Annotated in this window: 22 protein-coding genes, 1 other RNA gene and 2 other annotated features; of the genes, 17 read left to right on the top strand and 6 right to left on the bottom strand. The window is 38.9% G+C overall.

All coding sequences use genetic code 11. The features are described from left to right. Positions 1 to 44: 44 nt before the first annotated feature. From FC19_RS00550 to FC19_RS00540, 4 genes are all read right to left on the bottom strand, one after another. Positions 45 to 539 (bottom strand): universal stress protein, encoded by a 495-nt coding sequence (locus FC19_RS00550; protein WP_057875042.1) that lies wholly within the window; start codon positions 537 to 539, stop codon positions 45 to 47. Positions 540 to 623: 84 nt separating this feature from the next. Next, the gene (locus tag FC19_RS00545) at positions 624 to 908 is read right to left on the bottom strand and encodes a hypothetical protein (RefSeq protein WP_057875041.1); all 285 of its coding nucleotides are present in this window, start codon (positions 906 to 908) and stop codon (positions 624 to 626) included. A gap of 216 nt (positions 909 to 1,124) precedes the next feature. After that, positions 1,125 to 1,314: non-coding RNA, 6S RNA (ssrS, locus tag FC19_RS11250), on the bottom strand. Positions 1,315 to 1,343: 29 nt separating this feature from the next. Next, positions 1,344 to 2,648 carry a replication-associated recombination protein A gene (locus tag FC19_RS00540; RefSeq protein WP_157061226.1) on the bottom strand — a complete coding sequence of 435 codons (1,305 nt, stop codon included), beginning with the start codon at positions 2,646 to 2,648 and terminating at the stop codon, positions 1,344 to 1,346. Positions 2,649 to 2,792: 144 nt separating this feature from the next. Here FC19_RS00540 and FC19_RS00535 point away from each other — a divergent pair, with 144 nt between their 5' ends. Further along, positions 2,793 to 4,922 (top strand): hypothetical protein, encoded by a 2,130-nt coding sequence (locus FC19_RS00535; RefSeq protein WP_057875039.1) that lies wholly within the window; start codon positions 2,793 to 2,795, stop codon positions 4,920 to 4,922. Positions 4,923 to 5,236: 314 nt separating this feature from the next. On the opposite strand, the gene rpsD is transcribed toward FC19_RS00535, so the two are convergent. Further along, positions 5,237 to 5,845 (bottom strand): 30S ribosomal protein S4, encoded by a 609-nt coding sequence (rpsD, locus tag FC19_RS00530; protein WP_057735579.1) that lies wholly within the window; start codon positions 5,843 to 5,845, stop codon positions 5,237 to 5,239. Positions 5,846 to 6,064: 219 nt separating this feature from the next. Further along, positions 6,065 to 6,520: a GAF domain-containing protein gene (locus FC19_RS00525; RefSeq protein WP_057875038.1), complete on the bottom strand. Its 456-nt coding sequence runs from the start codon at positions 6,518 to 6,520 to the stop codon at positions 6,065 to 6,067. A 166-nt stretch (positions 6,521 to 6,686) separates the two neighbouring features. On the opposite strand from FC19_RS00525, the gene ezrA reads away from it, so the two are divergent. The 16 genes from ezrA (at position 6,687) to FC19_RS00445 (ending at position 23,979) form a co-directional block, all read left to right on the top strand. After that, positions 6,687 to 8,393, top strand: a complete 1,707-nt coding sequence (ezrA, locus tag FC19_RS00520; protein WP_057875037.1) for a septation ring formation regulator EzrA — start codon at positions 6,687 to 6,689, stop codon at positions 8,391 to 8,393. Positions 8,394 to 8,762: 369 nt separating this feature from the next. After that, on the top strand, positions 8,763 to 9,911 hold the full coding sequence (locus FC19_RS00515) for a cysteine desulfurase family protein (RefSeq protein WP_057875036.1): 1,149 nt from the start codon (positions 8,763 to 8,765) through the stop codon (positions 9,909 to 9,911). 24 nt (positions 9,912 to 9,935) lie between these two features. After that, positions 9,936 to 11,153 (top strand): tRNA uracil 4-sulfurtransferase ThiI, encoded by a 1,218-nt coding sequence (gene thiI / locus FC19_RS00510; protein WP_057875035.1) that lies wholly within the window; start codon positions 9,936 to 9,938, stop codon positions 11,151 to 11,153. A gap of 42 nt (positions 11,154 to 11,195) precedes the next feature. Next, positions 11,196 to 11,408: a binding site (T-box leader), on the top strand. Positions 11,409 to 11,457: 49 nt separating this feature from the next. Continuing rightward, positions 11,458 to 14,118, top strand: coding sequence for a valine--tRNA ligase (locus FC19_RS00505; RefSeq protein WP_057875034.1), 2,661 nt, complete (start codon positions 11,458 to 11,460; stop codon positions 14,116 to 14,118). A 193-nt stretch (positions 14,119 to 14,311) separates the two neighbouring features. Beyond that, the gene (locus FC19_RS00500) at positions 14,312 to 15,619 is read left to right on the top strand and encodes a bifunctional folylpolyglutamate synthase/dihydrofolate synthase (protein ID WP_057875033.1); all 1,308 of its coding nucleotides are present in this window, start codon (positions 14,312 to 14,314) and stop codon (positions 15,617 to 15,619) included. Positions 15,620 to 15,646: 27 nt separating this feature from the next. Next, the gene (locus FC19_RS00495; protein WP_057875032.1) at positions 15,647 to 16,297 is read left to right on the top strand and encodes an HAD family hydrolase; all 651 of its coding nucleotides are present in this window, start codon (positions 15,647 to 15,649) and stop codon (positions 16,295 to 16,297) included. Positions 16,298 to 16,346: 49 nt separating this feature from the next. Further along, positions 16,347 to 17,018, top strand: coding sequence for a JAB domain-containing protein (locus FC19_RS00490; RefSeq protein WP_057875031.1), 672 nt, complete (start codon positions 16,347 to 16,349; stop codon positions 17,016 to 17,018). 87 nt (positions 17,019 to 17,105) lie between these two features. Then, entirely contained in the window at positions 17,106 to 17,312 is a 207-nt protein-coding gene (locus tag FC19_RS00485; RefSeq protein ID WP_057875030.1) for a cold-shock protein, read from the top strand. 176 nt (positions 17,313 to 17,488) lie between these two features. Beyond that, a complete protein-coding gene (locus tag FC19_RS00480) occupies positions 17,489 to 18,493 on the top strand; it encodes a rod shape-determining protein (protein ID WP_057875029.1) in 1,005 nt (334 codons plus the stop codon). A gap of 94 nt (positions 18,494 to 18,587) precedes the next feature. Further along, positions 18,588 to 19,439, top strand: a complete 852-nt coding sequence (mreC, locus tag FC19_RS00475; protein WP_057875115.1) for a rod shape-determining protein MreC — start codon at positions 18,588 to 18,590, stop codon at positions 19,437 to 19,439. 12 nt (positions 19,440 to 19,451) lie between these two features. Then, positions 19,452 to 19,967: a rod shape-determining protein MreD gene (gene mreD / locus FC19_RS00470; RefSeq protein ID WP_057875028.1), complete on the top strand. Its 516-nt coding sequence runs from the start codon at positions 19,452 to 19,454 to the stop codon at positions 19,965 to 19,967. A 14-nt stretch (positions 19,968 to 19,981) separates the two neighbouring features. Beyond that, positions 19,982 to 20,653 carry a septum site-determining protein MinC gene (locus tag FC19_RS00465; RefSeq protein WP_057875027.1) on the top strand — a complete coding sequence of 224 codons (672 nt, stop codon included), beginning with the start codon at positions 19,982 to 19,984 and terminating at the stop codon, positions 20,651 to 20,653. Between the two features lies 1 nt (position 20,654). Beyond that, positions 20,655 to 21,461 carry a septum site-determining protein MinD gene (minD, locus tag FC19_RS00460; RefSeq protein WP_057875026.1) on the top strand — a complete coding sequence of 269 codons (807 nt, stop codon included), beginning with the start codon at positions 20,655 to 20,657 and terminating at the stop codon, positions 21,459 to 21,461. A gap of 54 nt (positions 21,462 to 21,515) precedes the next feature. Next, positions 21,516 to 21,748 (top strand) — a binding site (T-box leader). Between the two features lie 61 nt (positions 21,749 to 21,809). Further along, positions 21,810 to 22,460 carry an amino acid ABC transporter permease gene (locus FC19_RS00455; RefSeq protein WP_057875025.1) on the top strand — a complete coding sequence of 217 codons (651 nt, stop codon included), beginning with the start codon at positions 21,810 to 21,812 and terminating at the stop codon, positions 22,458 to 22,460. 12 nt (positions 22,461 to 22,472) lie between these two features. Then, positions 22,473 to 23,111, top strand: a complete 639-nt coding sequence (locus FC19_RS00450) for an amino acid ABC transporter ATP-binding protein (protein WP_057875024.1) — start codon at positions 22,473 to 22,475, stop codon at positions 23,109 to 23,111. Between the two features lie 28 nt (positions 23,112 to 23,139). Continuing rightward, on the top strand, positions 23,140 to 23,979 hold the full coding sequence (locus FC19_RS00445) for an amino acid ABC transporter substrate-binding protein (protein ID WP_420805479.1): 840 nt from the start codon (positions 23,140 to 23,142) through the stop codon (positions 23,977 to 23,979). Positions 23,980 to 23,991: the final 12 nt, after the last annotated feature.

Raw genomic sequence — 23,991 nt, 5'->3', positions numbered from 1 at the left:
ACACCCATCAGATGTTTGTATCAGCGATGAGTGCTTATTATTATCTATTTCTTTTTTCTATCTTTGTCTTTTCCAAGAACAGGGTTATTTTCCAAGTCAGTTCTAACAACTAAAACATCGCATGCAGCTGTTCGTGTTACGTATTCAGTCACTGAACCGATCAGTAAACGTTCAACTGCATTTAAACCAGTCGCACCGATCATAATAAGATCAACGTTTTCTTCTTCAGGAACTTCTTTCGCAATGATCACTTTTGGTGCTCCATATTCGATTGAATAGTCGGTGTTTTCCAAGCCTGCTTCTTTTGCTTCTGCAACATAGCCTTCGATTGTTTTGCGTGCAGTATCAGTAATCTGCTCGACCATTGCAGTGTCAAAACTCGAAATATTCTGAAAAGCACGTGTGTCTACCACGTGAATCAAATGTAATTTGGTTTCAGGACCATTTCGTTTTGCAACCTGAACAGCTTTTTTGAAAGCAAGTTCAGCTTCTTTAGATCCATCGACAGGTACAAGAATGTTTTTGTATTGTTGTAACATTGGAATCACCCTTTCTGTTTACCATATCTTCATTCTACGTTATTTTTGACTAAAAAAAAAGTGAAAACAATTACATAATAAATATTATTGAAGAAAAATTAGCATCATGATTGGAAGTGTGGCTATAATTGTGACATTGCAAATTAAGGTGAGCGCAAGAATCCAAGGTGCAAAAAAGAAGCCTGCGAAAAGTGTAATAAGAGATGAGATAATTAATATCAAGCTGTATATTTTTACGATGGTTGATAAAGCATGATTTTTTTCTGGATGAAATATTAGAAAAGCTTTTTGACGATGTGCCCACAGATAATAACCCAAGAAAAAAATTATACCTGCAAGAAGCAGCGTTAAGATTTTGATGATAGTCATATGTAGAACTCCTTTAAGTATTTCATTTAGGTAGAGATAATTAGTTGTTGCATTAAGAAACAATTCCACAAGTAAAGATTTTTAAGCATTGGTTTGAGAACGTACTGGTATTTTGTCAATGACGGTGTAATCAAACGGAAAGCTTTTGTGAAAACAATACGAGGCTGCGACAAAACGTTAGTTTTGTCGCAGCCCCTAAACAAAGTAAAGATACTTTGAAAATCCGCTTGATGCCGTTAATCGTCTCTGTAGTTGAACCCGCTCTCAAGCAGGTGGTTTTCGATCAACCAGCTTTTAACGTCCAAACAAGATCTTGGCATGTTAGCCGCTGATTATCCCAAAAGCCGTAGTTATAGGTGTTCGGTCAACCTTACATTATGAGACAACGCGTACATCTCAGATCCAACTTCATTTTAGCATAGGGCAAAATGATTATCAATTCTTAGAATTATCGTTTTTAGCCGTTTGTTTTTTTTGCTGAGCTTTTTTGAGCCGATTATATTGATCTTTCAAAGCTTGCTCATAGCGTCCATTGGTTTTTGGATGATAATATTGCTTTCCGACAAGTCTGTTTGGCAAATATTGCTGTTGTGTCCAATCATGCGGATAATTGTGCGGATATTTATAATCGGCACCCCTGCCTAATTTAGCAGCACCAGCATAGTGTGCATCTTTCAAATGTAGAGGAACCTCTCCGTAACCGCCCTTGCGGATATCAGTGAGAACGTTATCGATAGCTGTTATGGCTGAATTAGATTTAGGAGACAGACAAAGATCGATAACAGCGACCGCTAATGGAATACGTGCTTCCGGCAGACCAATTTTTTCAGCAGCAGTAACAGCTTGAACTGTTTGTGCTGCGGCACGTGGATTAGCTAGTCCGATATCTTCATAAGCAATCGTTAGCAGTCGACGATTGATGCTTATCAAATCGCCAGATTCGATAAGTCGTCCCATGTAATGTAAGGCAGCATCAACATCTGAGCCGCGAATTGATTTTTGAAAAGCTGAGATGACATCATAATGTGCATCACCATCTTTATCTTGAACTAGTGATTTGCGTTGGATACATTCCTCAATCACTTGCAGATCAATCAAGATCGTTCCTTTTTTATTGGGAACCGTTGATTTTGCAGCAAGTTCAAGGCCATTAAGTGCACTGCGTAAATCACCGCTGGTTGCACTACAAAGATGTTTTAAGGCCTCATCAGTTAATTTGATCTGCATTTTTCCGAGACCGTTTTGCTTATCTGTTAGAGCGCGTTGAACAGCATGAGCAATATCCGATTCACTCAATGGTTTTACTTCAAAAATTTGTGTGCGGCTTCTAATAGCAGGATTAATCGCAATATATGGATTTTCAGTTGTTGCGCCGATTAAAATAATATGCCCATTCTCCAAATGAGGTAAAAGAAAATCTTGTTTGGGCTTGGTTAAACGATGGATTTCATCCAACATTAAGATAACAGTTCCACTCATTTTAGCTTCTTCAGCAACAATTTCTAGATCATGTTTCGAATCTGTCGCAGCGTTTAATGTGCGGAATGCATACTTGGTAGAACCAGCAATAGCACTTGCAATGCTGGTTTTACCTGTTCCAGGCGGGCCATAGAGAATCATTGACGAGAGTAAGCGAGCATCTACCATTCTTCGAATGATTTTTCCAGGCCCAACAAGATGTTGTTGACCGACAACTTCATTTATATGTTGCGGCCGCATACGAAAGGCTAATGGTTGTATCATATTTTTTCTCCTTTGCTGCGTTTATTATAACATTATCTAAAGAAAATTTTAGGATGTAGTTGTTAGATTCAAATGAATGTTTTTTTTATATTTGTTATAATGGCTGTCGAGAGTTAATAATGAAAAGGTGAATGATATTATATGGTAGAACTTGATGAGATTGGAAAGCAAATAGTAAAAAATAATTTTAGTGCCGCTTTTAAGGCAGTGGGATGGCAGATTGACAGAACATGGAAAGTTTCATCTATGCTCGCGGGTAGTAATGGAATAGATAAAAAAAGACTTGAAAATATTAAATCAAGTGAGTACTTTGAATTTAATGCTATAAATAGTAGTGTTAGTTTGTCTTCAGAAAAATGGTATAGTAAAAAAAGCCTTCGCGAAAAAATGATTTTAAATCAATACCTGCTACAAGAGAATATGGCTCCTGAGGATGCGTTGTGGCCCTTGAGCATTGTGAAAAAAGAATCTAATTTGAATTGCTTGGGTGGCTTAAAGATACGCATTCAATTGCCCGAAGATCTGTTGATAGGGTTATATAAAAACAAATTTAAACAGTTAAAAATTGATTATATTGTCTTTCGTAATCAAGTATATATGAAACTGTTGCAGCAGTTTGCCAGTCATCGTTGGTTGCTGACTTATTTAACAGGAGCAACTCCCTTTGTCGATGGAGCAAAGACAAGACCGACCCGTTCACAAAGTGAATGCCATATGTCAGAAACTATGAATCTAGCAGATCAAGTCGCGTACGGTTCTCTGAAAGATTATCTAAAAAATGTTCAGCACGAACAAGCAGGATTAGTTGATGGGATAAAAGTGGGATCTTCGCTGAAAACAGAAAGTGAAATGCTTGAAAAGGGGATTCATTATCTGGAAATCAGCCATTTTGATTTAGATCCGTTTAGTACGTTGGGGGTCAGTGATGAAATCATGGATTTATTAGAAGCGCTGACAGCATTTTTTATCGCATCACCAGGGATTAAAAACGAAAATTTGCAGGATGTTTTGAAAGAAAGTCGACAGTTGAATCAACAAGTTGCACGCGAAAACCCATTTGCAACCAGCGTATGTCAGTTGCAAGCACAGAAACTTATTAATAAACTGAAGCGTTTTGTAAAGGAAGTCGTCAGTCTTGGTGGATTAGAACCGTCTTTGAATAAGTTAGCTATACTATGTAATTCGTCAGCTGAAACTTCGAGTACTAAATTACTTAGAGCGCAAGGCAGCGACTTAGCTGAAAATGCGCGACAGTTGGCACTGAACAACAAAATAAGCAATACGAACATTCTCTCTAAGACTGCTTTAAACACAGTAGATCTCAATAGCCGTTTAGTATTGGATTCTGCTTTCAAACTGGGAGTTCCGTTTGAGATTATTTCTCTGTCTGATAACTTGATTAAAGTTGGGAACACGATACTGGATGCAGGAATTCAGACTGAAGCTAGTAGTGCAATTATGCAAAAATTATGGGCAGATCGGGAATTAACTAAGAAATTAGCCGCGGCAGCTGGTTTCAATGTTCCGACAGGGTGGACGATAACAAATATAGCTGAAACAGAAGCTGTATATCAGGAGGTTCAGGGGCTGATTATTGCAATGAAGAATACTCATTTCGAGGGAACTCGTGTTTTCAGGATTCCTCCAACTCGCAGTATGTTTATTCATGCAGTTAAAAAATACCTTACTCCAAAATTTCCTTGTCTGGTTGAACAAGCGATAGTGGGCTCGAATTATACGGCGTTACTTGTTGGGGGAAGAGTTGTCAGTCTGGTAGAGCGTATTCCGCAAAATATTGTTGGGGATGGGCATTCAAGCATAGAACAATTAGTCAAAAATAAAAAAGCTAAGCGTGAGAATTTGCAAAGTAGCTTTGATCTTGGAAAACTCCAAGAGGAAACGTTGAAAGAACAGGGGCGGACTAGCAGTGATATCTTACCAAGAGGTGTTCAATTGTATCTTCGTTATGATGCAAGCCGAGGAACCGGAGCGGATCACCTTGAAGTTTTAGATGAAGTGGATAATTCTTATCTGAAAAAGATTGAAGAACTTGCTAAAATATTGAAAATGAGTGATGGAGGGATAGATGTCATCATTTCAAATATTTATCAGCCATTGGTTGGAGCAGGCGAAGAAAATCAATTTGTCTTTTTAAATGCACATGCATTTCCGTGCTTGAGTGCGCACGAAATTACATTGTTGAATAGAACACAGCACATTGCGGATAGTATCGTAAGAAACGCTGTAAATTTGAGCGAACAAACAAGCTGAAGTGTTAGAACGACAAGCTAATTTTTTAAGTAAATTTGGACGTGTCCAATATTCATGGCTGTCAAGCTAGTTCGGTTTGGATACGGTTATTTCGCAGGTAAGTAGGGAACCTTGGGTGAGGTGCACAGCAGCAGCATAAAAAAGTTAAATTTATAAATAGTCTAAAAAAAATCTAGTTAGAAATGGACCGAAAATCAATTTCTAACTAGATTTTTTTGCGATATTGAAGTTAAAGCGTTTTGACTGATAAAATGTTCAAGAATTCAAAAAAGCCAGATCCAAAAGGACCTGACTTCTAACAACAAAATGTTTAATTACAGTTTGTTATAGTATTCAACGATAAGAGCTTCATCAACTTCGCCTTCAAGTTCTTCACGTTCAGGTAAACGAACTAATGAACCTTCCAATTTGTCTTCATCAAATGAAACAAATTGTGGGCGACCAACGATAGCTTCCATAGCGTCTTTTACGATTTGAAGATTTTTTGATTTTTCACGTAATGAAATGACTTGTCCAACTTTAACTTCGTAAGAAGGAATGTCAACACGTTTTCCATCAACGGTAATGTGACCATGGTTTACCAATTGGCGAGCTTGGCGACGCGTTGTTGCCAAACCTAAACGATAAACAACATTATCAAGACGACGTTCAAGTAAGATCATGAAGTTATCACCATGACGACCTTCGCGGATCTTACCAGCTTTTTGGAATAAGTTTGAGAATTGACGTTCTGAAAGGCCGTAAATCATACGCAGCTTTTGTTTTTCACGTAATTGCAAACCGTATTCAGATAATTTACGACGATTGTTTTGTCCATGTTCACCTGGTGCATATGGACGACGAGCCAATTCTTTACCTGTACCGCTGAGTGAAATACCCAAGCGACGAGAAACTTTCCAACTTGAACCTGTATAACGAGACATAAGAAATCCTCCAATAATTTATTTTGGAGTAAAATAATCCGATATATACTTTGTATTCGTGCATTTCGTTCTGCAATGTTCACTCTTGCAGCCGAAGAGGTACTGATTGACCAATAATATTGGCAACGAACTGTTGACGAGCTTACCGCATACTGCTGCATTATTTTACACAAAGGTGATTATAGCCGATTTATATTAATTAGTCAAGTAACACAAAGCTTAAGATGGCAGATGTTTGATTAAAATTTCTGCAAAATCGTTAATGAGAATTGCATCATCATTTGTAAAACGGCCAACAATAGGTGAGTCGATATCGAGCACTCCCCATTTTTGGGTGCTACTTGATAGGGGGATTACAAGTTCGGACATACTGGCCGAGTCACAGGCAATATGTCCAGGAAAGTCGTGGACATTTTTGATACGTTGCGTCTTCTGCAAGGCAAATGCTGTACCGCAAACTCCTTTGCCGATCTCAATATGCATACAAGCGACTTTTCCTTGGAAAGGTCCAAGGACCAGTTCATTTTGCTTTTCATCGTATAGATAGAAGCCGACCCAGTTGATTTCATCTAAAGATTCGGCCAGCAAAGCAGAAGCGTTGGCAAGATTGGCTGTCAGATTTTTTTCATTTTCTAATAAAGCATTCAGTTGTTGACTTAATAATGAATTTTTCACCGCTAAAAACCTCCGAGAAATGTGATTATTGTTGTATTATCATGTGTATCAATGAGATGACTATGCTATAATCAAAATTGAGTTACCATAGTATAGGGGTCGGATACAAATTGAAGCATTAATAACTAGAGAGAATCAATGGTGATAATTAGGAGTGTGGGATCGTATGACACTAGTTTTGAGCATAATCGTTATAGTTGCAATAATAGCATATTTTTCTTTTTTTTACATACAGCGCAAGAATAGCAGAGAAATAGCAAATATTCAAAAACAGATAAGCGAGCTTGTGAATTCTCCGTTACATGCCGGCATTGCAAGTGCTGAACAGATAAAGTTGGCAGGGGAGAGTCTGTCGTTGTTTGAAGAAACAAAGCAAGGTTACCTTTATATGGTCAATCATCAATTGCCAGAAATCTCTGAGCATTTGGATGAAATCGCAGAAGCTAATATGCATTATAACTTTTTTCAAGTTGGCAGCGAACTCAAAAATATCAGATTGAAGATGCAGGAAGCAAGAAAGTTAGAAGAGAAAACCAAACTTGAGATCAACGATGTAAAAAAAGATAATGAAGAACATCAGAAAAAGTTAAAAGAATTAGAAGGAAAATATCAGGAACTTCGCAAGACTTTGTTAGCTAAAAACTTTTCTTATGGTCCGAGTGTTGACCAGTTGGAGGAAAATTTAGCGCAAATCGAAACTGACTTTGACCATTATTCTGAGATTGCCAACCAAGGAGATTACGTTAAAGCTAGTGAACTATTGGTTGGCCTTGAAAATAAGACGGCAGCTTTAGAAAAAAATCTGGAACAGATTCCACCTCTATATCGTAATTTGAAGAATATTTTCCCTGAACAGCTTGATGAGATCAGTGAAGGTTATAAACAGTTGCGTGAGCAGAAATATGCTTTTAAATCAGACATTGACAAGCATGTGTCTGAGCTGCGGGCTGCATTAGGTGAAAATGTTATCAATTTGAAAAAACTTCAGCTGCCAGAAGCGATTAAATGTGATGAGCAGCTGGATTCTGGAATAAATGAACTTTATGACGAACTTGAGCGAGAGCTGAAAGCACGCGTAACTGTTGAGAAGGATACCCCAAATTTGAAAAAATTTATCGATCATGCTGAAAAACAGCAGCGTGATCTATTGATTGAGTTAGATAGGCTCAATCAAAACTATACTTTTAATCACAATGAGTTGGAAAATGGGCATAAACTAGATGGACAACTTAAAGGTATAATCAGTCAGTTCAAACAATATCAGGAAAATGCTAAAAAGGGTGAGGTTGTTTATTCGGAAATCTTAAAGCAGCAAAACAAACAGGCATCTGACTTGAAAGATATTGAAGAAAAGCAAACCGATATAAGTAATAGTGTTCAAGGCCTATGGCGTGAAGAGCAAGAGGCAAAAGAAGCACTCTTAGAGTTCGATTCAGAGATTCACCGTCTGAAACGAGAAATTGAAAAACTTAATTTGCCCGGTCTAACCAAGGAATATTTAGATTATTTTTATAAAGTCAGCGACGAAATAGAGAAACTTGATCGAGATATTAATAAAATTCAGATCAATATGGACGAGATAACTAAATCGATGATAAACATTCAAGCAGATATGGATGTTCTAAGTGAGAAAACAAATGATATTGTTGCCAGTTCCTCGCTTGCGGAACTTCTATTGCAGTACGCTAACCGTTATCGTGTACGTTATCCAGAAGTGGCACATGCAAGTGCTGAAGCATATGAATTGTTTAATCATAAATTCGACTATGCTGCCAGTTTAGAAAAAATTGCAACGGCGGTCAATAAAGTTGAACCGGGTGCATATAAACGAATTGAAGACGAATATTATGCGACTAACCCAGCAAAAAGTTAGAATTATTCATTTTTTGTGAACATAGCTTTAGTGATCAGATGAGTGGGAGTAAAGTGTACACCTCTAATTAGAAAATTTAATTGAAAAAGAAAGCAGGCTAGGGCGTGATTTATTGATGCCCTGGCCTCGTTCTTTCATTTTACAAGCAAGTTAAAATAGTTGATTTATCAAATTTTAACTTTTTTAAGACTGAATAAATAAGTAAAACTATTGTAACCAGACTAAGAATTTTGGTAGAATACTTTATTAGTAAACTGAGGTTTGTTTTTTGTTTTTGGTGTTGTAGAATAAAGTTTGCGTGTAGTAATCTTTGGTAAGAATTGAGAATTGATATAGAAGACTTTTTCTTAAGGGGCAGAAGAATTAATAATGATATATTTAGATAATAGTGCGACTACAAAGGTTGCTCCAGAAGTGTTGGAAACTTATATGAAAGTGAGCCAAAAGATTTGGGGCAATCCTTCATCACTGCATGCTTTAGGTGAGACCGCTTATAGTCTGCTTGAGCAAGCTCGAAAACAAATTGCAGGCCTGCTTGGTGTTGAATCTGAGGAGATTTTTTTTACTAGCGGTGGAACCGAGGGCGATAATTGGGTCCTTAAGGGGACTGCAATTGAAAAAATGGGCTACGGGAAACACTTGATTACATCAAGTATCGAGCATCCAGCTGTTTTAAATGCGATGGCGCAACTAGAAAAACTTGGATTTGAAGTTACTTATTTGCCGGTAGATGAACATGGGCATGTTTCAGTGGATGATCTCAAAAATGCGATTAGGCCTGATACGATCTTGGTCTCGATTATGGCGGTCAATAACGAGATCGGGGCCATTCAACCCCTTAATAAAATCGCAGATGTTTTACGTGCATACCCCAAAATTCATTTCCATGTGGATGCGGTTCAGGGAATTGGCAAGGGACTTCAATCACTAATTATGAATGACCGTGTTGACTTTGTAACTTTTTCTGGACATAAGTTCCATGCGCCTCGTGGCATCGGTTTTATGTTTAAAAGGCATGGACGCAAGATTGCACCATTAATGAGCGGTGGTGGTCAGGAAAAAAATCTAAGAAGTGGGACTGAAAATCTGCCTGCAATTGTTGCGATGGCAAAGGCGTTGCGTTTGCTGCTTGAGTCTGAAAATAAAAAAGTGCAAAATCAGTTAAAAATTAAACAATTTATCTACGATCATATCAGTCAATTTCCTAAGGTGACGATTTTTTCGGAAATGACTGCTGAATTTGCACCGCACATTCTCTGTTTTACGATCAATGGTGTCAGAGGAGAGACCATCGTACATGCTTTTGAGGGACATGATATTTATCTTTCAACGACCAGTGCTTGTTCGTCGAAGAAACATGAGATTTCTGGAACACTGAGTTCAATGGCTATTCCTGCTAAAATTGCGACATCTGCAATTCGAGTAAGTCTTGATGAGAACAACACACTTGCGGAAGCTGAAGAATTTATAAAGGTATTTGATAATTTGTACAGTCGCTTTGAAAAAATTAATTCGTGATTTTGTTTAGAAAGGAAAAAAAACGTGCAATATTCTGAAATAATGGTTCGTTACGGTGAACTATCAACAAAAGGTAAAAATCGACGGAGTTTTATTGACCGCTTGGCGCATAATGTGCGTAACAGCTTGCACCAATTTCCAAATTTAGTAGTTAAGGCGCATCGAGATCGGATGCATCTTCAGCTTCATGGTGAAGACAGCGAGGCTGTAATGTCTAGCTTGAAAAAAGTTTTTGGAATTCAAAACTTTTCTCCATCAATAAAAGTTGAGCGAGAGATTGAAGCAGTCAAAGAGAGTGCATTAGCAATTGTGAAAGAACAATTTCATGAGGGAATGACATTTAAAATAAATACCCGTCGTTCAGATCATGATTTTGAATTCGACACTAACGAAATAAATGATATGCTGGGAGGGTGCATCTTAAAAAATCTTCCAGGGATTAGCGTCAAGATGAAGAACCCAGATCTCATATTAAGAGTCGAGGTACGTAAAAATGGGATCTTCTTGTCTAGTCAGACGATCGATGGTGCAGGTGGAATGCCAGTTGGAACTGCGGGAAAGGGTATGATGATGCTCTCTGGCGGAATAGACTCTCCAGTTGCAGCGTATCTTGCAATGAAACGCGGAGTCGAAATTGAAATGGTTCACTTCTTCAGTCCACCATATACGAGTGAGCAAGCTTTGAAAAAAGCTAAGGAATTAACCGCAAAACTAACACCTTATGGAGGACATATCAAGTTTATTGAAGTCCCCTTTACCGAGATTCAAGAAACGGTCAAGCACGATGTGCCATCTGGATATTTGATGACGGTTCAGCGCCGCTTCATGCTGCGTATTGCTGCTCTTTTAGCTAAGAGAAGAGAGGGACTTGCAATTTTTAATGGTGAATCCTTAGGCCAAGTTGCTTCGCAAACATTGGAGAGTATGGTGGCTATCAATGATGTGACCACACTGCCTGTTTTACGACCAGTTGTTTCAATGGATAAAAACGAGATTATCAAAATTGCACAACAAATTGATACTTTTGACTTGTCAATTAAGCCATTTGAGGACTGCTGCACAATTTTTGCACCACCATCTCCTAAAACCAAGCCACGTCTTGACAAAGCACGCGAGTATGAAGCCCGTTTAGATATTGATGAACTGATTGAACGAGCAATGGCTGGGATAAAGATTTCGGAAATCAAGAATGGTGAAATCTTCTTAAATCAACAGGAAGATAATTTTGCGGAATTGTTGTAATTTTAGGGTTGACTAGCAGTTTGAACAACGATATTATAAGCTTTATAAGCAATGAGCAAGAGGATCTAAACGAAAGAGTACGACAGAGAAGAGATAGTAAGTTGAGATATCTCGCGGCCCTGATTTAGATAGTAGCTTGTGAGCTGTTGGTTTGAAATCTTTTTCAGTAGGGCCAACCGGAACCTGTTCGTTAACATGGAATTGAGTGGGGTTGAAACCCAATTTAGGTGGTACCACGGCAATGTCGTCCTAGTTTAATTACTAGGGCTTTTTTTGTTCAAAAAATTTTGAGAGGATGATTTTAATGACAAAGGATGTAGCAATGTCAACTAAGTATGATCCAAAACAAGTTGAACCCGGCCGCTATCAAGAATGGCTGGATCAAGGATTGTTTAAACCAAGTGGGGATAAGAAAGCTAAACCGTATTCGATTGTTATCCCACCTCCAAATGTCACAGGAAAACTGCATTTAGGTCATGCATGGGATACAACGCTGCAGGACATGATCATTCGGCAAAAGAGAATGCAAGGCTTTGATACTTTGTGGCTGCCGGGAATGGACCATGCAGGAATTGCAACTCAGTCTAAAGTTGAGGCTCGTCTTGCTGAACAAGGTGTCTCGCGCTATGATTTAGGGCGTGAAAAGTTTATTGACACAGTGTGGAAATGGAAGGATGAATATGCTGATATTATCCATAAACAGTGGGCAAAATTAGGCTTATCACTTGATTACGATCGTGAACGTTTCACTCTCGACGAAGGTTTGTCTCAAGCTGTCCGCAAGGTTTTTGTTAAGCTTTATCAAAAGGGCCTGATCTATCGTGGCGAATACATCATTAATTGGGATCCAAAAGCACGAACAGCGCTTTCGGATATTGAAGTTATTCATAAAGATGTTAAGGGTGCATTTTATCATGTTAAATATCCTTTTGCTGACGGGACAACATTTAATGGTAAAAACTACATTGAGATTGCGACGACGCGTCCTGAGACAATGATGGGTGATGTAGCTGTGGCTGTTCATCCAAGTGATGAACGATACAAGGATATCGTTGGCAAGACACTGATTCTTCCATTACAAGGTCGCCATATTCCAATCATAGCTGATGAATATGTTGATCCTCAATTCGGAACAGGGATGGTTAAGATTACCCCAGCTCATGACCCTAATGACTTTGGTGTGGGAAATCGCCACGATTTGAAGCGTATTAATACGATGAATGAAGATGCCAGCATGAACGCCAACGCTGGCAAGTATGAAGGAATGGATCGCTTTGAAGCACGCAAGGCGATTGTTAAAGATCTTGAAGACCAGGATTATATGTTACGGATTGAACCAATTGTTCACAGCGTTGGGCATTCAGAAAGAACGGGTGTGCAGGTTGAGGCACGCTTATCAACGCAATGGTTTGTCAAGATGGAACCACTAGCCAAAGCTGCTTTAGCTAACCAAAAGACAGATGATCCTGTTAAGTTTGTTCCAGAACGTTTCGAAAATACTTTTGAACAATGGATGAATAATATTCATGACTGGGTTATTTCACGTCAGTTGTGGTGGGGACATCAAATTCCAGCTTGGTATCATAAGGAAACTGGTGAAGTTTATGTTGGCGAGGAAGCACCAAAGGATATTGAAAACTGGGAACAAGACCCTGATGTTTTGGATACCTGGTTCTCAAGTGCTTTATGGCCATTCTCAACAATGGGCTGGCCTGACGAAAATGCTGCAGATTTCAAGCGCTATTTCCCAACAGATACTTTGGTTACAGGGTATGACATTATTTTCTTCTGGGTATCAAGAATGATCTTCCAGAGTGTTGAGTTTACTGAAAGACGTCCCTTTGAGCACGTTTTGATCCACGGGTTGATTCGTGATGAGCAAGGACGGAAAATGAGTAAATCACTAGGGAACGGAATCGATCCGATGGATGTAATCGACAAGTATGGTGCTGATGCACTGAGATGGTTCCTATCCAATGGTTCTGCTCCTGGTCAAGATGTTCGTTTCAGTTACACAAAGATGGATGCTGCTTGGAACTTTATCAACAAAATTTGGAATGCAAGTCGTTTTGTTATTATGAATCTGGATGATGATACGCGTGCAGAGCTTCCTGAAAAGGCGGTATGGAAGTTATCCGATAAGTGGATTATTAGTCGTTTGAACCATACGATTGCTGAAGTTACTCGCTTGTTTGATGGTTTTGAATTCGGTGAAGCAGGGAGAGCGTTGTACAACTTTATTTGGAATGATTTCTGTGATTGGTATATTGAAATGGCTAAAGAGGATCTTAATGGTGATGATCAGGCAGCCAAAAAGAACACTCAAAATATTTTATGCTTTGTTCTCGACCAGACTGTGCGTTTGTTACATCCAATTATGCCATTTGTCACTGAAAAAATATGGCTGTCAATGCCGCATACGGGTACTTCATTAGTAACTGCAAGTTACCCAACTGTTGTTGCTGATTACGACGATCCGCAGGCAGAACGTGAGATGGACAATTTAATTGAGTTGATTAAAGCCGTTCGAAACAGCCGTGCTGAGGTTAATGCGCCACTTTCAAGCGCTGTTGATATTTTAATCAAAACTAAAGATGATCAGACAAAACAAGTTTTTGAAGCCAACAAAGATTATATTGAACGATTCTGTCATTCTAAAAAACTTGAAATTGCAGCGACGATCGATGCTCCTGCACTTGCGATGACATCTGTAATTACGGGGGCTGAAGTTTATCTGCCACTTGCTGATTTAGTCGATCTCAATGAAGAAATTAAACGGCTTCAAAAAGATGTGAAGAAATTGACATCTGAAGTTAAACGAGCTGAATCTAAGCTGTCTAATCAACGCTTTGTTACAAATGCTCCGACTGAAATAGTTGAGCAGGAACGTGAAAAGCTGAGTGGATATAAGGAAAAACTGACAGCAACAAATGAAAGAATCAAAGAGTTGGAAAAAGAGCTCTAGACAAATCGAGAAGTTTTACATTTCATAAATAGAAATCTATATCTGGTTTGTAGTAAGGATATTAAGCACCTTAGTAGAAAATAATTACTGATAGTTTTAAAAAAAACGGGGCTGGGCCAAATAATATTTGTCCTGACCTCGTTTATTTTGAGTTAAATCTTATAGCAGTTTATCCAATGAAAGGTTGGTTGAAATGAGTGTTAAAGATTATGCGGAAGCACTTGCCTTTATCCACGGGCGGACTAAATTTAAAAAAAGCCCTTCACTGAATAGGATGCGGAAATTTGTTGCTTACTTGGGGCATCCTGAAAAAAAGTTTAAATCAGTACATGTGACAGGAACAAACGGAAAGGGATCAACAACAGCTTTTTTGCGGAATTTATTTATGTCGCAGGGTCTGCGCGTGGGGACGTTCACATCACCGTTTATCGTCAAATTTAATGAAAGAATCGCAATTAATGGACAAATGATCCCAGATGATGAGCTGGTAAGACTTGTAAACGACATTCTTCCAACAGTCGAGAAAATGGATGTAGAATTAAGGGGTCAAGAAGGTGGACCAACAGAATTTGAACTGATTACAGCATTAATGTTTATCTATTTTTTGGAACAAAAAGTTGATATTGCAGTTATAGAGGTTGGTATCGGTGGAACATACGACTCGACAAATGTTATAATGCCAATGGTTTCGGTCATAACTACAGTCGCTTTGGATCATGCTAAGTTGCTTGGTAATACTTTGACCTCAATTGCTGCGCACAAAGCAGGTATTATCAAAGCTAATCGTCCAATTGTGATTGGCAGATTGACACCAGAAACAAAAAAGGTTGTTGCTGAAACAGCAGTCGTGAAGAAAGCGCCACTCTATGCTCTAGGTGACGAGTATCAAGCAACTCCTGTCGGCAGATCGAACCGTTGGGGAGAAAATTTTGATTATACTGGGATGGGCAGACACTTCTCTAAATTACATGAATCACTTTTAGGAGGGTACCAGATAGATAACGCGGCGACCGCACTCACTGCTTTTTTGCTGGTGGCTCAAAAACAGGGATGGCCAGTTAGAGAGGCGGAGATTTGTAGTGCTTTGGGGCAAACAAGTTGGCCTGGTAGATTTGAGTTGATTAATCACGAACCGATGATTATCCTTGATGGGGCACATAATGAAGCGGCAATTGAAGAGATCAAGAAGACATTGCAGACACATTTCAAAAGCCAAAAAATTTTTGTGATCATCGCGATTTTAGCGGACAAGCAGCCACAGACAATGATCAAAACATTAGCTGAGATTCCAGATATTCAAATTGTTGTAACAACTTTCAATGCTCCTCGCAAAGTGGCTCAAGTCACTTCGCTTGTGAGAACTACCAGACAGCTTGATTATGAAGAGCAGTGGCAGCGTGCGCTCGTTAAGACACTGCATCAGATGTCAGCAACAGATATTTTGCTAATTACAGGATCTCTTTATTTTATTTCGGAAGTACGTGGATATTTCACAACGTAAGTCAATCTTTGATGAGGAGAAAATGATATGAATTTAGATTTAGTTATTTTTGATATGGATGGTTTGGTTTTTGATTCAGAAAAAGTTTATTTTAAAGCTAATAAGCTTGCGGCTGAGGCTCTTAAAATGCCATATTCCTTTGAATATTATCGGCAGTATATTGGGGCTGGAACTGAAGAAATGCTAAAAAAAATGAGTCATGACTATGGAAGTCAGGAACTTGTTGATGAATTTATTAAATTAAGTCGTGAAAATGTATACAGTTTAGTTGAACAAAATGGATTGCCATTGAAGAGGGGATTTATGGAACTCAGCCGATATTTGCATGATAGTCACATCAATAAGGCGCTAGCTTCCAGTAACAATAAAAGTGCTATTGATTATTTTTTGAGTAAATCTAATTTGCAAAGCCAATTCGATTTCATAGTTTCGACAGATGATGTTGCACACGCGAAACCTGCACCTGATATTTTTAATAAAGCTTGGTCGGTTGCAGATGAGCCAGATAAGAAAAAGACACTGGTTTTGGAAGACTCGATCAATGGGATCAATGCAGCTGCCAGTGCTGACATTCCTGCAATCATGATTCCTGATTTGATAGATCCACCGAAAAAGTTCAGAAAGAAGCCGCTTGCGGTCTTAGATGATCTTGCAAAAGTTCGAACCTTTATCCAGTAATGAGTATCCTGATCTCTAACTGGCGTATTTTATGACAGGAGGGATATGGATGAAGTTAACGAACAGAATTACAGGACAGGAACTACTGAAGAGAGCAAAAAAATTTGGAGCGGAATCGTTGAGTGATCATGAATTGCTGACGATAATTTTTGGAAAAGTAAACGGAAACGAAAATATAAACTTTAAGGCTGCAGGATTGGAGAAGTATTCCGATCTGCGTCAGCTAAAATACTTTTCGGACGAAGAGTGGGGCTGCCTATTGAAAAATAAAGACAGTATCCCCCTTGCTAAAGTGTTGTGTGAATTTGCGCAACGTTTGGAGCGCAGGCCTAAATTGATTCTGGGAAAAATTTATTCGAGTCAAGGTATTGGCGAAGAGATGATTGACGAGATCGGAATGTTTGAACAAGAGGTCTTAGTGGTGATTTTGTTGGATACGAAGAATCAGGTATTGGCGCGGAAGATTATTTTTAAAGGCACGCTTGATGCAGCGACAGTTCATCCCCGCGAGATTTTTAAATTTGCGTTACGTTATTCAGCTGCATGCTTGATGATTGCCCACAATCATCCCAGTGGTGTAACGACGCCTTCGGAGAATGATTTAAAGTTGACAAGGCGAATAGAGCACGGCAGTACACTTCTTGGAATCGGATTTTTAGATCATATTATTGTTGGTTCTACATCGTATTACAGTATGCGCGAAGAAAAAATCATTCGTTAAAAAGCCGAACAGCTTTTTAGTTCCTTTCGTTGCTTTAAATTTTATGATACACTCATTTTAGTTGAAATTTATAGGAGATGTACCGCTATGCTCATGGGGAAAGTCCATTTTTTTGATAGTAAAAATGGTTATGGATTTATTACACCTGAAACAGGAAAAGAGGATATTTTTGTCCATTATACTGCGATTAAGATCAGCGGTTACAAGGCTTTAGAAGTTGGTCAAAAGGTAAGTTTTATGGTTGCGCAAGGAAAACGTGGACCGCAAGCGGTCAATGTTGTTCCTGTAAGTTAGCTCTTAATTAATAATTAATTAAGAATTACAAATATGCGAGTTTTTTTGGAGCTAGTCTTGTATCCTAAAAGACGTATTGCAATTTGTCTAAACGGCACTGCATAATTATGATATAATACGGGTATTGCGGATTAAAGCGTCATTTTACTGAGGCAAAAGTGAAGGGATGAAAAAAAGTGTTCGGAATCGGGACGAAAAATATTGGAATCGACTTGGGAACTGCAAATACGATTGTCTATGCTGACGGCAAAGGAATCGTATTACGTGAACCATCAGTCGTAGCTAAAAACACAAAAACTGGAGAAATCGTTTCTGTTGGTTCAGAGGCGCGTGCTATGATCGGGCGTACACCCGCGAGCATTGTTGCTATTCGACCAATGAAAGACGGTGTTATTGCGGATTATGATACTACTGTCGCAATGATGAAGTATTACATTGACAAAGCGTTAGGTCACAAGACAGGGAAACCGTACGTTATGGTATGTGTTCCAAGTGGTGTCACAGAAGTTGAAAAAAGAGCAGTGATTGACGCTACACGCGTCGCTGGAGCGAAGGATGCTTATGTGATCGAAGAGCCTTTTGCTGCTGCAATTGGTGCAGGTTTGCCGGTGATGGATCCTACAGGTAGCATGGTGGTTGATATTGGTGGCGGAACGACAGATGTCGCTACGATTTCTTTAGGTGGTATTGTATCGAGCCGCTCGATAAGGATGGCTGGAGACAAAATCGACGAATCAATCATCTATTATGTTCGCCAGCATCATAACCTGTTAATTGGGGAGAGAACGGCTGAACAGTTGAAAATCGATGTTGCGTCAGCTTCAATTGAACTTGCACAAGAATTGGATGATCAAACAATCCGAGGACGTGATTTGGTAACAGGATTACCTAAAACAATTGATATTAAGGCAACGGATGTCGCAAAAGCAATTCAAGAAGTCGTAGATGAAATTATTTCAGCGATTAAAGAAACGTTAGAAGAAACCTCACCCGAAATTGCTGCTGATGTCATTGATCACGGGATTGTTCTTACAGGTGGTGGCGCACAGCTGCGTCATTTAACTGAAGTGATTTCAGAAGCAACAAAGGTACCTGTATTCATCGCGTCTGAACCGTTAGATTGTGTTGCTATCGGTACTGGCGAATCATTGAAAAGTATTGATGTAATGAAGAAAAGATAATACAGACGATTAAAGGCGTATCGTATTGAGAGGTTGGGATTTAGTCGTCCAGCCTTTTGGTTATGATGCGGCTTTCGTTTTTATGGAGGAAATTATGCAAAGATTCTTTTTTAACAAAAGACTTATTATTGTATTGGTTGTATTGATAATTAGTTTTGTCTTGGTAGCTTTCTCAATTACTGTGCGTAATAATAAAGCGACACCTCCATTGGTTCAGCAGATGGGAAACGATGCAGCCGGAATGGTTGATCGGGTGGTGGCTTACCCAGTGAACGGATTAAAAGGTGCGATGGGTTCATTTTCAGATCTCATGAACACCTACAGTGAAAACCAGCGATTGAAAGGTCAAGTTGATAGCCTAGCAACTGAAAAAGTCAAAGATCAGACTCTGAAAAGAGAAAACAAGAAGTTGAAAGAACAACTTAAACTCAACAAAACGTTGACTGATTACGAAAAAATTTCAGCTTCTGTTTTGACGCGAAGCCCTTCAGCATGGCAAAACCAGGTCGTTATCAGTAAAGGCTCTCTTTCAGGAGTCAAGAAAAATGCAGCTGTCATGTCAAAAAAAGGATTGGTAGGACGCATTACTGAGGTCAACAAGACTAATAGTAAGGTTGAGTTACTGAGTACGACCAACGATTCTGCTAATCGTTTTGCGACACAGGTGATGACCAAAAACAACAAAGTGGTTAACGGGTTGATTACTGGATATAATGCGACCTCAAACTATTTGGTCATGGGACAGATAACTGTTAAAACAGGGATGGAAAAGGGCGATAAAGTCATTACATCTGGTCTCGGTGGAAATTCACCGAAGGGCTTGTATGTTGGAACTGTTGCTAAAGTAGAAGAAGACGATTATGGTTTGGCTTCCAAGGTTTACGTGAAACCAGCTGCTGATTTTACAGATTTAGATGTCGTTACTGTTGCAAAAAGAGTTGATTAGAGGATGATGTAAATGCGGATTTCAAGAATGCGGTATTTTTTTCCATTAGGTTTGTTTATTGCCCTTTTTCTTGATGGTGCACTTAGTCAAGTGTTTGCTGGAGTGATGTTCACCTCGACCTTGGCAATCGAAAGCAGACTGGTTTTACTATGGGTCGTTATGGCTGCCTGTTTCGGTAAAATTGACCATATTTTGTTATGGACGACTCTTGCAGGCTTGGTTTTTGACCTGTATTATACGGGAATTATTGGTGCTTTTGTCGTAATACTGCCATTGATCGTGTATTTGACAAAACTGATGTATAGATTTTTTACACCGTCATTTATTGTGGTACTATTAATATATCTAATAGATATAACAGTTGCGACTGTTATATCTTACTGGATTAATTTGTTGATAGGATTCACTAATGTTTCAATGGCTGGATTTATTGGACTATCATTAGGCTCGACGCTTGCTTACAATCTTGCAGTGTTCGTGTTGTTGTATTTTCCTTTACAGCGTTTTTTTGAATCCTTCTCAAGATAAGGGGAGTCTGACTAATGCAGAATGTTGTGTTGAAGGGATATAAAGACGGCTATGAAATAACTTTAAATGCTGAGGCTGATTTTAAGGTTATCTTGACTGACCTGACTAAGTTATTTGCAGAGTTGCAGCTAGAAAAAGAAAAGGTTGAAGCTAAATCAATCTCTTTCGATATCAGTACTGGCACACGTTTGCTGGATGCGGAACAAAAACAACAAGTTGAAAAAATTGTGAGTCGGTATCCTCTGTTTTCAATACATAGATTTACGTCCAGTGTGATGCAGATCCAGGATGCGTTAGATATGATTGAAAGTCGCACGGTGCATTTGAATGCCAGCACGATCAGAAATGGTCAGGTTGAGAATGTGAAGGGAGACGTGTTGTTTGTCGGTGAATTGCATCAAGGAGGAATTTTAAGGGCAAGCGGGAATGTGTTTACCTTTGGAAAAAATGAAGGCATTATCCATGCGGGCTATCCAAATGATGCGGAAGCGATCATTGTAGGCAATATTCATGCAACACAACAAGTTCGGATAGCTGATGTAGTTGATATTCTTGAAGAAGATCAGCTTGAAGATAGTTCTGAAACAGTCGTTTTTGTAAATGACCTCCACGTCTTAGAATATACCGAACGTGAGAAAGTAAAGATGATCAGGCCAAAATTATTTACACGAATGGGGGGATACTAAGATGGGTAAAGCAATTGTTATTACTTCAGGAAAAGGCGGAGTTGGTAAAACAACGACTTCAGCTAATTTGGGCACAGCGTTAGCATTGTCTGACAAAAAAGTATGTTTGTTGGATCTGGATATTGGTTTGCGAAACTTGGATGTCATCCTGGGGCTTGATAATCGTATTATTTACGATATTGTGGATGTGGTTCAAGGAAGAGCGAAATTACATCAAGCGTTGATTAAAGACAAGCGTTTTGATGAAAAACTTTTCCTGCTCCCCGCGGCGCAGAATGCAGATAAATCTGTCTTGAAACCTGAAGAGGTGAAGGACATCGTGGATGAGTTGAAGCCTGATTTTGATTACGTTTTGATCGATTGCCCAGCTGGAATTGAACAAGGATTTATCAATGCAGTTGCCGGTGCAGATATTGCGATTGTCGTTTCAACTCCTGAAATATCGGCAGTGCGCGATGCAGATCGTGTAATCGGTCTCTTAGAAAAAGAAGGACTTGATGAACCACCCATGTTGATTATTAACCGTATAAGGACGCATATGATGAATGACGGACAGGTAATGGATGTTGATGAGATAACTCGTCATCTTTCGATAAAACTTCTTGGAATCGTTTTTGATGATGATCAAGTTATTAGCACTTCAAATAAAGGTGAGCCGATAGTTCTCAATGAAAAGAATTTAGCAGCGCAAGGATATCGAAATATTGCGCGGCGTCTTCAAGGAGAAACAGTTCCGCTGATGAATCTTGATGCGGAAGAAAAGAAAGGCTTTATTCAACGAATTAGTTCGTGGTTTAAGAAAAAGTAACCATATTGACAGAATTAGAGTTTGATGTTATTTTTTAAAATGGTTAGTTATAGCATAATAACGAGGAACAGAAGAGTAACTTATAGTCTGATATAAGAGATTACCTGGTTGGTGAGAAGGTAAGGCAGCTATATGTGAATCACATCTGTGAGTTGGCAAACTGAATTGATTATTAGGTTTGTTCGGAGGAAGCCGTTGTCTTCCGAGTTCTGAAAAGAACTCAATAAGGTCAGTTTTGTGAAGAACTGGCACATATGAGGTGGAACCGCGTAATATACGCCCTCTTAGACAAGATAAAGTCTAAGAGGGCGTTTTTGTGTCACATTTTGAAAAAGGAGTGGTAATGAAATGTCATATATTTTAGAAATACTTCCTTCGCTGCTCGAAGGAGCTCAGTTGACCTTAAAAATATTTTTATGGACTGTTGTTGGCTCGATCCCATTAGGCCTGATCGTGGGATTAGGTCTAACATCGCATTTTGTTCCATTAAAAGCTATTTTGAAGTTTTATGTTTGGTTGATGCGTGGAACACCGCTATTATTGCAATTGATTTTTGTATTTTATGGACTTCCTCTAATAGGAAGTGGGGCTTTGACTCTGCAGCGTTACGATGCAGCTTTGTTTGCTTTTATTCTCAACTATACCGCGTATTTTGCTGAAATTTTTCGCGGCGGTCTTCAATCGATCGATCATGGACAGTATGAAAGTGCTAAAGTTTTGCGTTTATCTTACTTGCAAACCGTTCGGAAGGTAATAACACCTCAAGTTTTGAAAATTGTCCTCCCATCGATCGGGAATGAAGTTATTAATTTAGTTAAAGATTCGAGTTTAGTATACGTTATCGGATTAGGCGATCTTCTTCGCGCTGGGAATGTTGCAACAAGTCGTGACGTTACATTGGTTCCATTGATTTTGGTCGGAGTAATTTATCTTCTAATGACAGCTGTTTTAACATTTATTTTGCGCAAACTTGAACAGCATTACAGTTACTGGAAATAAGAGGGGGATCATATGTTAGAATTAAAAAACATTTCGAAAGAATATAATAAACGTGTGATTTTGGACCATGTTAATATGACTGTCGAGGACGGAGAAATCATGTGCATCGTGGGTGAATCAGGTGCCGGGAAAACAACGTTATTGAGATGCATTAGCGGGCTTGAGAGAATTGATGGTGGGCAGATCTTGATTGATGGTAAAGAATTTGACCCATACAGTAATCAAAATAATGATTCGGTTATTGGAGTTGTTTTTCAGGAATATCAGCTTTTCCCGCACTTAAAAGTACTTGAAAACATTACTTTGGCTCCCATCATGGTTTTAAAAAAGAAAGAAGCTGAGGCAAGGCAAGAGGCAATGCAACTGCTAGAAGGATTATCATTAGCAGACAAAGCCAAGTTGTATCCATATCAATTATCAGGTGGTCAAAAGCAACGGGTCGCTATTGCACGCGCGATGGCAATGAAACCTCGAATTCTTTGTTATGATGAACCGACCTCAGCTCTAGATCCGGGTTTACGCGATACGGTCAAAAACATAATCTTGGATCTTAAAAAGAGTGGGATGACACAAATTGTTGTAACACACGATATGGATTTTGCTAAACAAATTGCTGATAGTATTTTGAAGGTTAAGCCTTCGCGCGGTTAAAGAAAGCCATATACAAGGAGAGGTTACTGTGAAAAAAAACATGGTTAGGTTAACTTTGCTCAGTATAATGTTTCTATTGACAACCACTATAATACTATCTGGCTGTACGAATGTTAAAAAGAGAGCTAATACTACTGATACTTGGTCGACGATAAAAAAACGCAATAAAGTTATTGTGGGATTGGATGATAGTTTTGTTCCAATGGGTTTCCGTGAAAAAAATGGGAAACTTGTCGGTTACGATATAGATCTGGCACGTGCAGTTTTTAAAAAATATGGAATCAGTGTCGATTTTCAGACTATTGACTGGTCAATGAAGGAAACGGAATTGCGCAATGGAACAATTGATTTGATTTGGAATGGTTATACGAAATCACCAGCACGAGCTAAAACGGTTGCTTTCAGTAACACATACCTCAAAAATGAGCAAATACTGGTAACGAGAAAAGCCGATAATATTCAGCAAGCTGCAAATATGCAGGGGAAGACACTGGGGCTACAAAGTGGGTCATCGGGTTACCAGTCCTATATGGACACGCCTAAGCTTTTAAAACAGTATGTGAAGAGTTCGGTCCAATACGATACTTTCAATAATGCCTTTTTAGATTTGAACGCTGGACGGATACAGGGATTGCTGATTGACAGTGTCTATGCCAATTATTACATTAAACATCAAGCGGATGCTTCAGACTATCGCAAGATGCCAATTGGGTTCCCAAAAGAAGATTTTGCAGTGGGAATGCGTAAAGGTGATAAAACTCTGCAAAAAAAGGTCAATAGTGCTTTACACGAACTTTATCAAGATAAAACTATGAGAAGAATAAGTGAAAAATGGTTTGGAGTTGATAATTCAGTCGATGACAAATGATAAAAGAAAGTG

It is taken from the genome of Liquorilactobacillus aquaticus DSM 21051 (genome assembly GCF_001436755.1).
Classification (GTDB): Bacteria; Bacillota; Bacilli; order Lactobacillales; family Lactobacillaceae; genus Liquorilactobacillus; species Liquorilactobacillus aquaticus.
This window is presented reverse-complemented; position numbering and strand designations above follow the sequence as displayed.

What these genes read in the sequence shown, in the direction of transcription:
- FC19_RS00450 (WP_057875024.1), top strand. Translation starts at nt 22,473, where the DNA reads ATGTTAGAATTAAAAAACATTTCGAAAGAATATAATAAACGTGTGATT.
- ezrA (WP_057875037.1), top strand. Translation starts at nt 6,687, where the DNA reads ATGACACTAGTTTTGAGCATAATCGTTATAGTTGCAATAATAGCATAT.
- minD (WP_057875026.1), top strand. Translation starts at nt 20,655, where the DNA reads ATGGGTAAAGCAATTGTTATTACTTCAGGAAAAGGCGGAGTTGGTAAA.
- FC19_RS00535 (WP_057875039.1), top strand. Translation starts at nt 2,793, where the DNA reads ATGGTAGAACTTGATGAGATTGGAAAGCAAATAGTAAAAAATAATTTT.
- FC19_RS00545 (WP_057875041.1), bottom strand. Translation starts at nt 908, where the DNA reads ATGACTATCATCAAAATCTTAACGCTGCTTCTTGCAGGTATAATTTTT.
- FC19_RS00465 (WP_057875027.1), top strand. Translation starts at nt 19,982, where the DNA reads ATGCAGAATGTTGTGTTGAAGGGATATAAAGACGGCTATGAAATAACT.
- rpsD (WP_057735579.1), bottom strand. Translation starts at nt 5,845, where the DNA reads ATGTCTCGTTATACAGGTTCAAGTTGGAAAGTTTCTCGTCGCTTGGGT.
- FC19_RS00515 (WP_057875036.1), top strand. Translation starts at nt 8,763, where the DNA reads ATGATATATTTAGATAATAGTGCGACTACAAAGGTTGCTCCAGAAGTG.
- mreD (WP_057875028.1), top strand. Translation starts at nt 19,452, where the DNA reads ATGCGGATTTCAAGAATGCGGTATTTTTTTCCATTAGGTTTGTTTATT.
- FC19_RS00455 (WP_057875025.1), top strand. Translation starts at nt 21,810, where the DNA reads ATGTCATATATTTTAGAAATACTTCCTTCGCTGCTCGAAGGAGCTCAG.
- FC19_RS00495 (WP_057875032.1), top strand. Translation starts at nt 15,647, where the DNA reads ATGAATTTAGATTTAGTTATTTTTGATATGGATGGTTTGGTTTTTGAT.
- FC19_RS00485 (WP_057875030.1), top strand. Translation starts at nt 17,106, where the DNA reads ATGCTCATGGGGAAAGTCCATTTTTTTGATAGTAAAAATGGTTATGGA.
- FC19_RS00505 (WP_057875034.1), top strand. Translation starts at nt 11,458, where the DNA reads ATGACAAAGGATGTAGCAATGTCAACTAAGTATGATCCAAAACAAGTT.
- FC19_RS00500 (WP_057875033.1), top strand. Translation starts at nt 14,312, where the DNA reads ATGAGTGTTAAAGATTATGCGGAAGCACTTGCCTTTATCCACGGGCGG.
- FC19_RS00550 (WP_057875042.1), bottom strand. Translation starts at nt 539, where the DNA reads ATGTTACAACAATACAAAAACATTCTTGTACCTGTCGATGGATCTAAA.
- mreC (WP_057875115.1), top strand. Translation starts at nt 18,588, where the DNA reads ATGCAAAGATTCTTTTTTAACAAAAGACTTATTATTGTATTGGTTGTA.
- FC19_RS00490 (WP_057875031.1), top strand. Translation starts at nt 16,347, where the DNA reads ATGAAGTTAACGAACAGAATTACAGGACAGGAACTACTGAAGAGAGCA.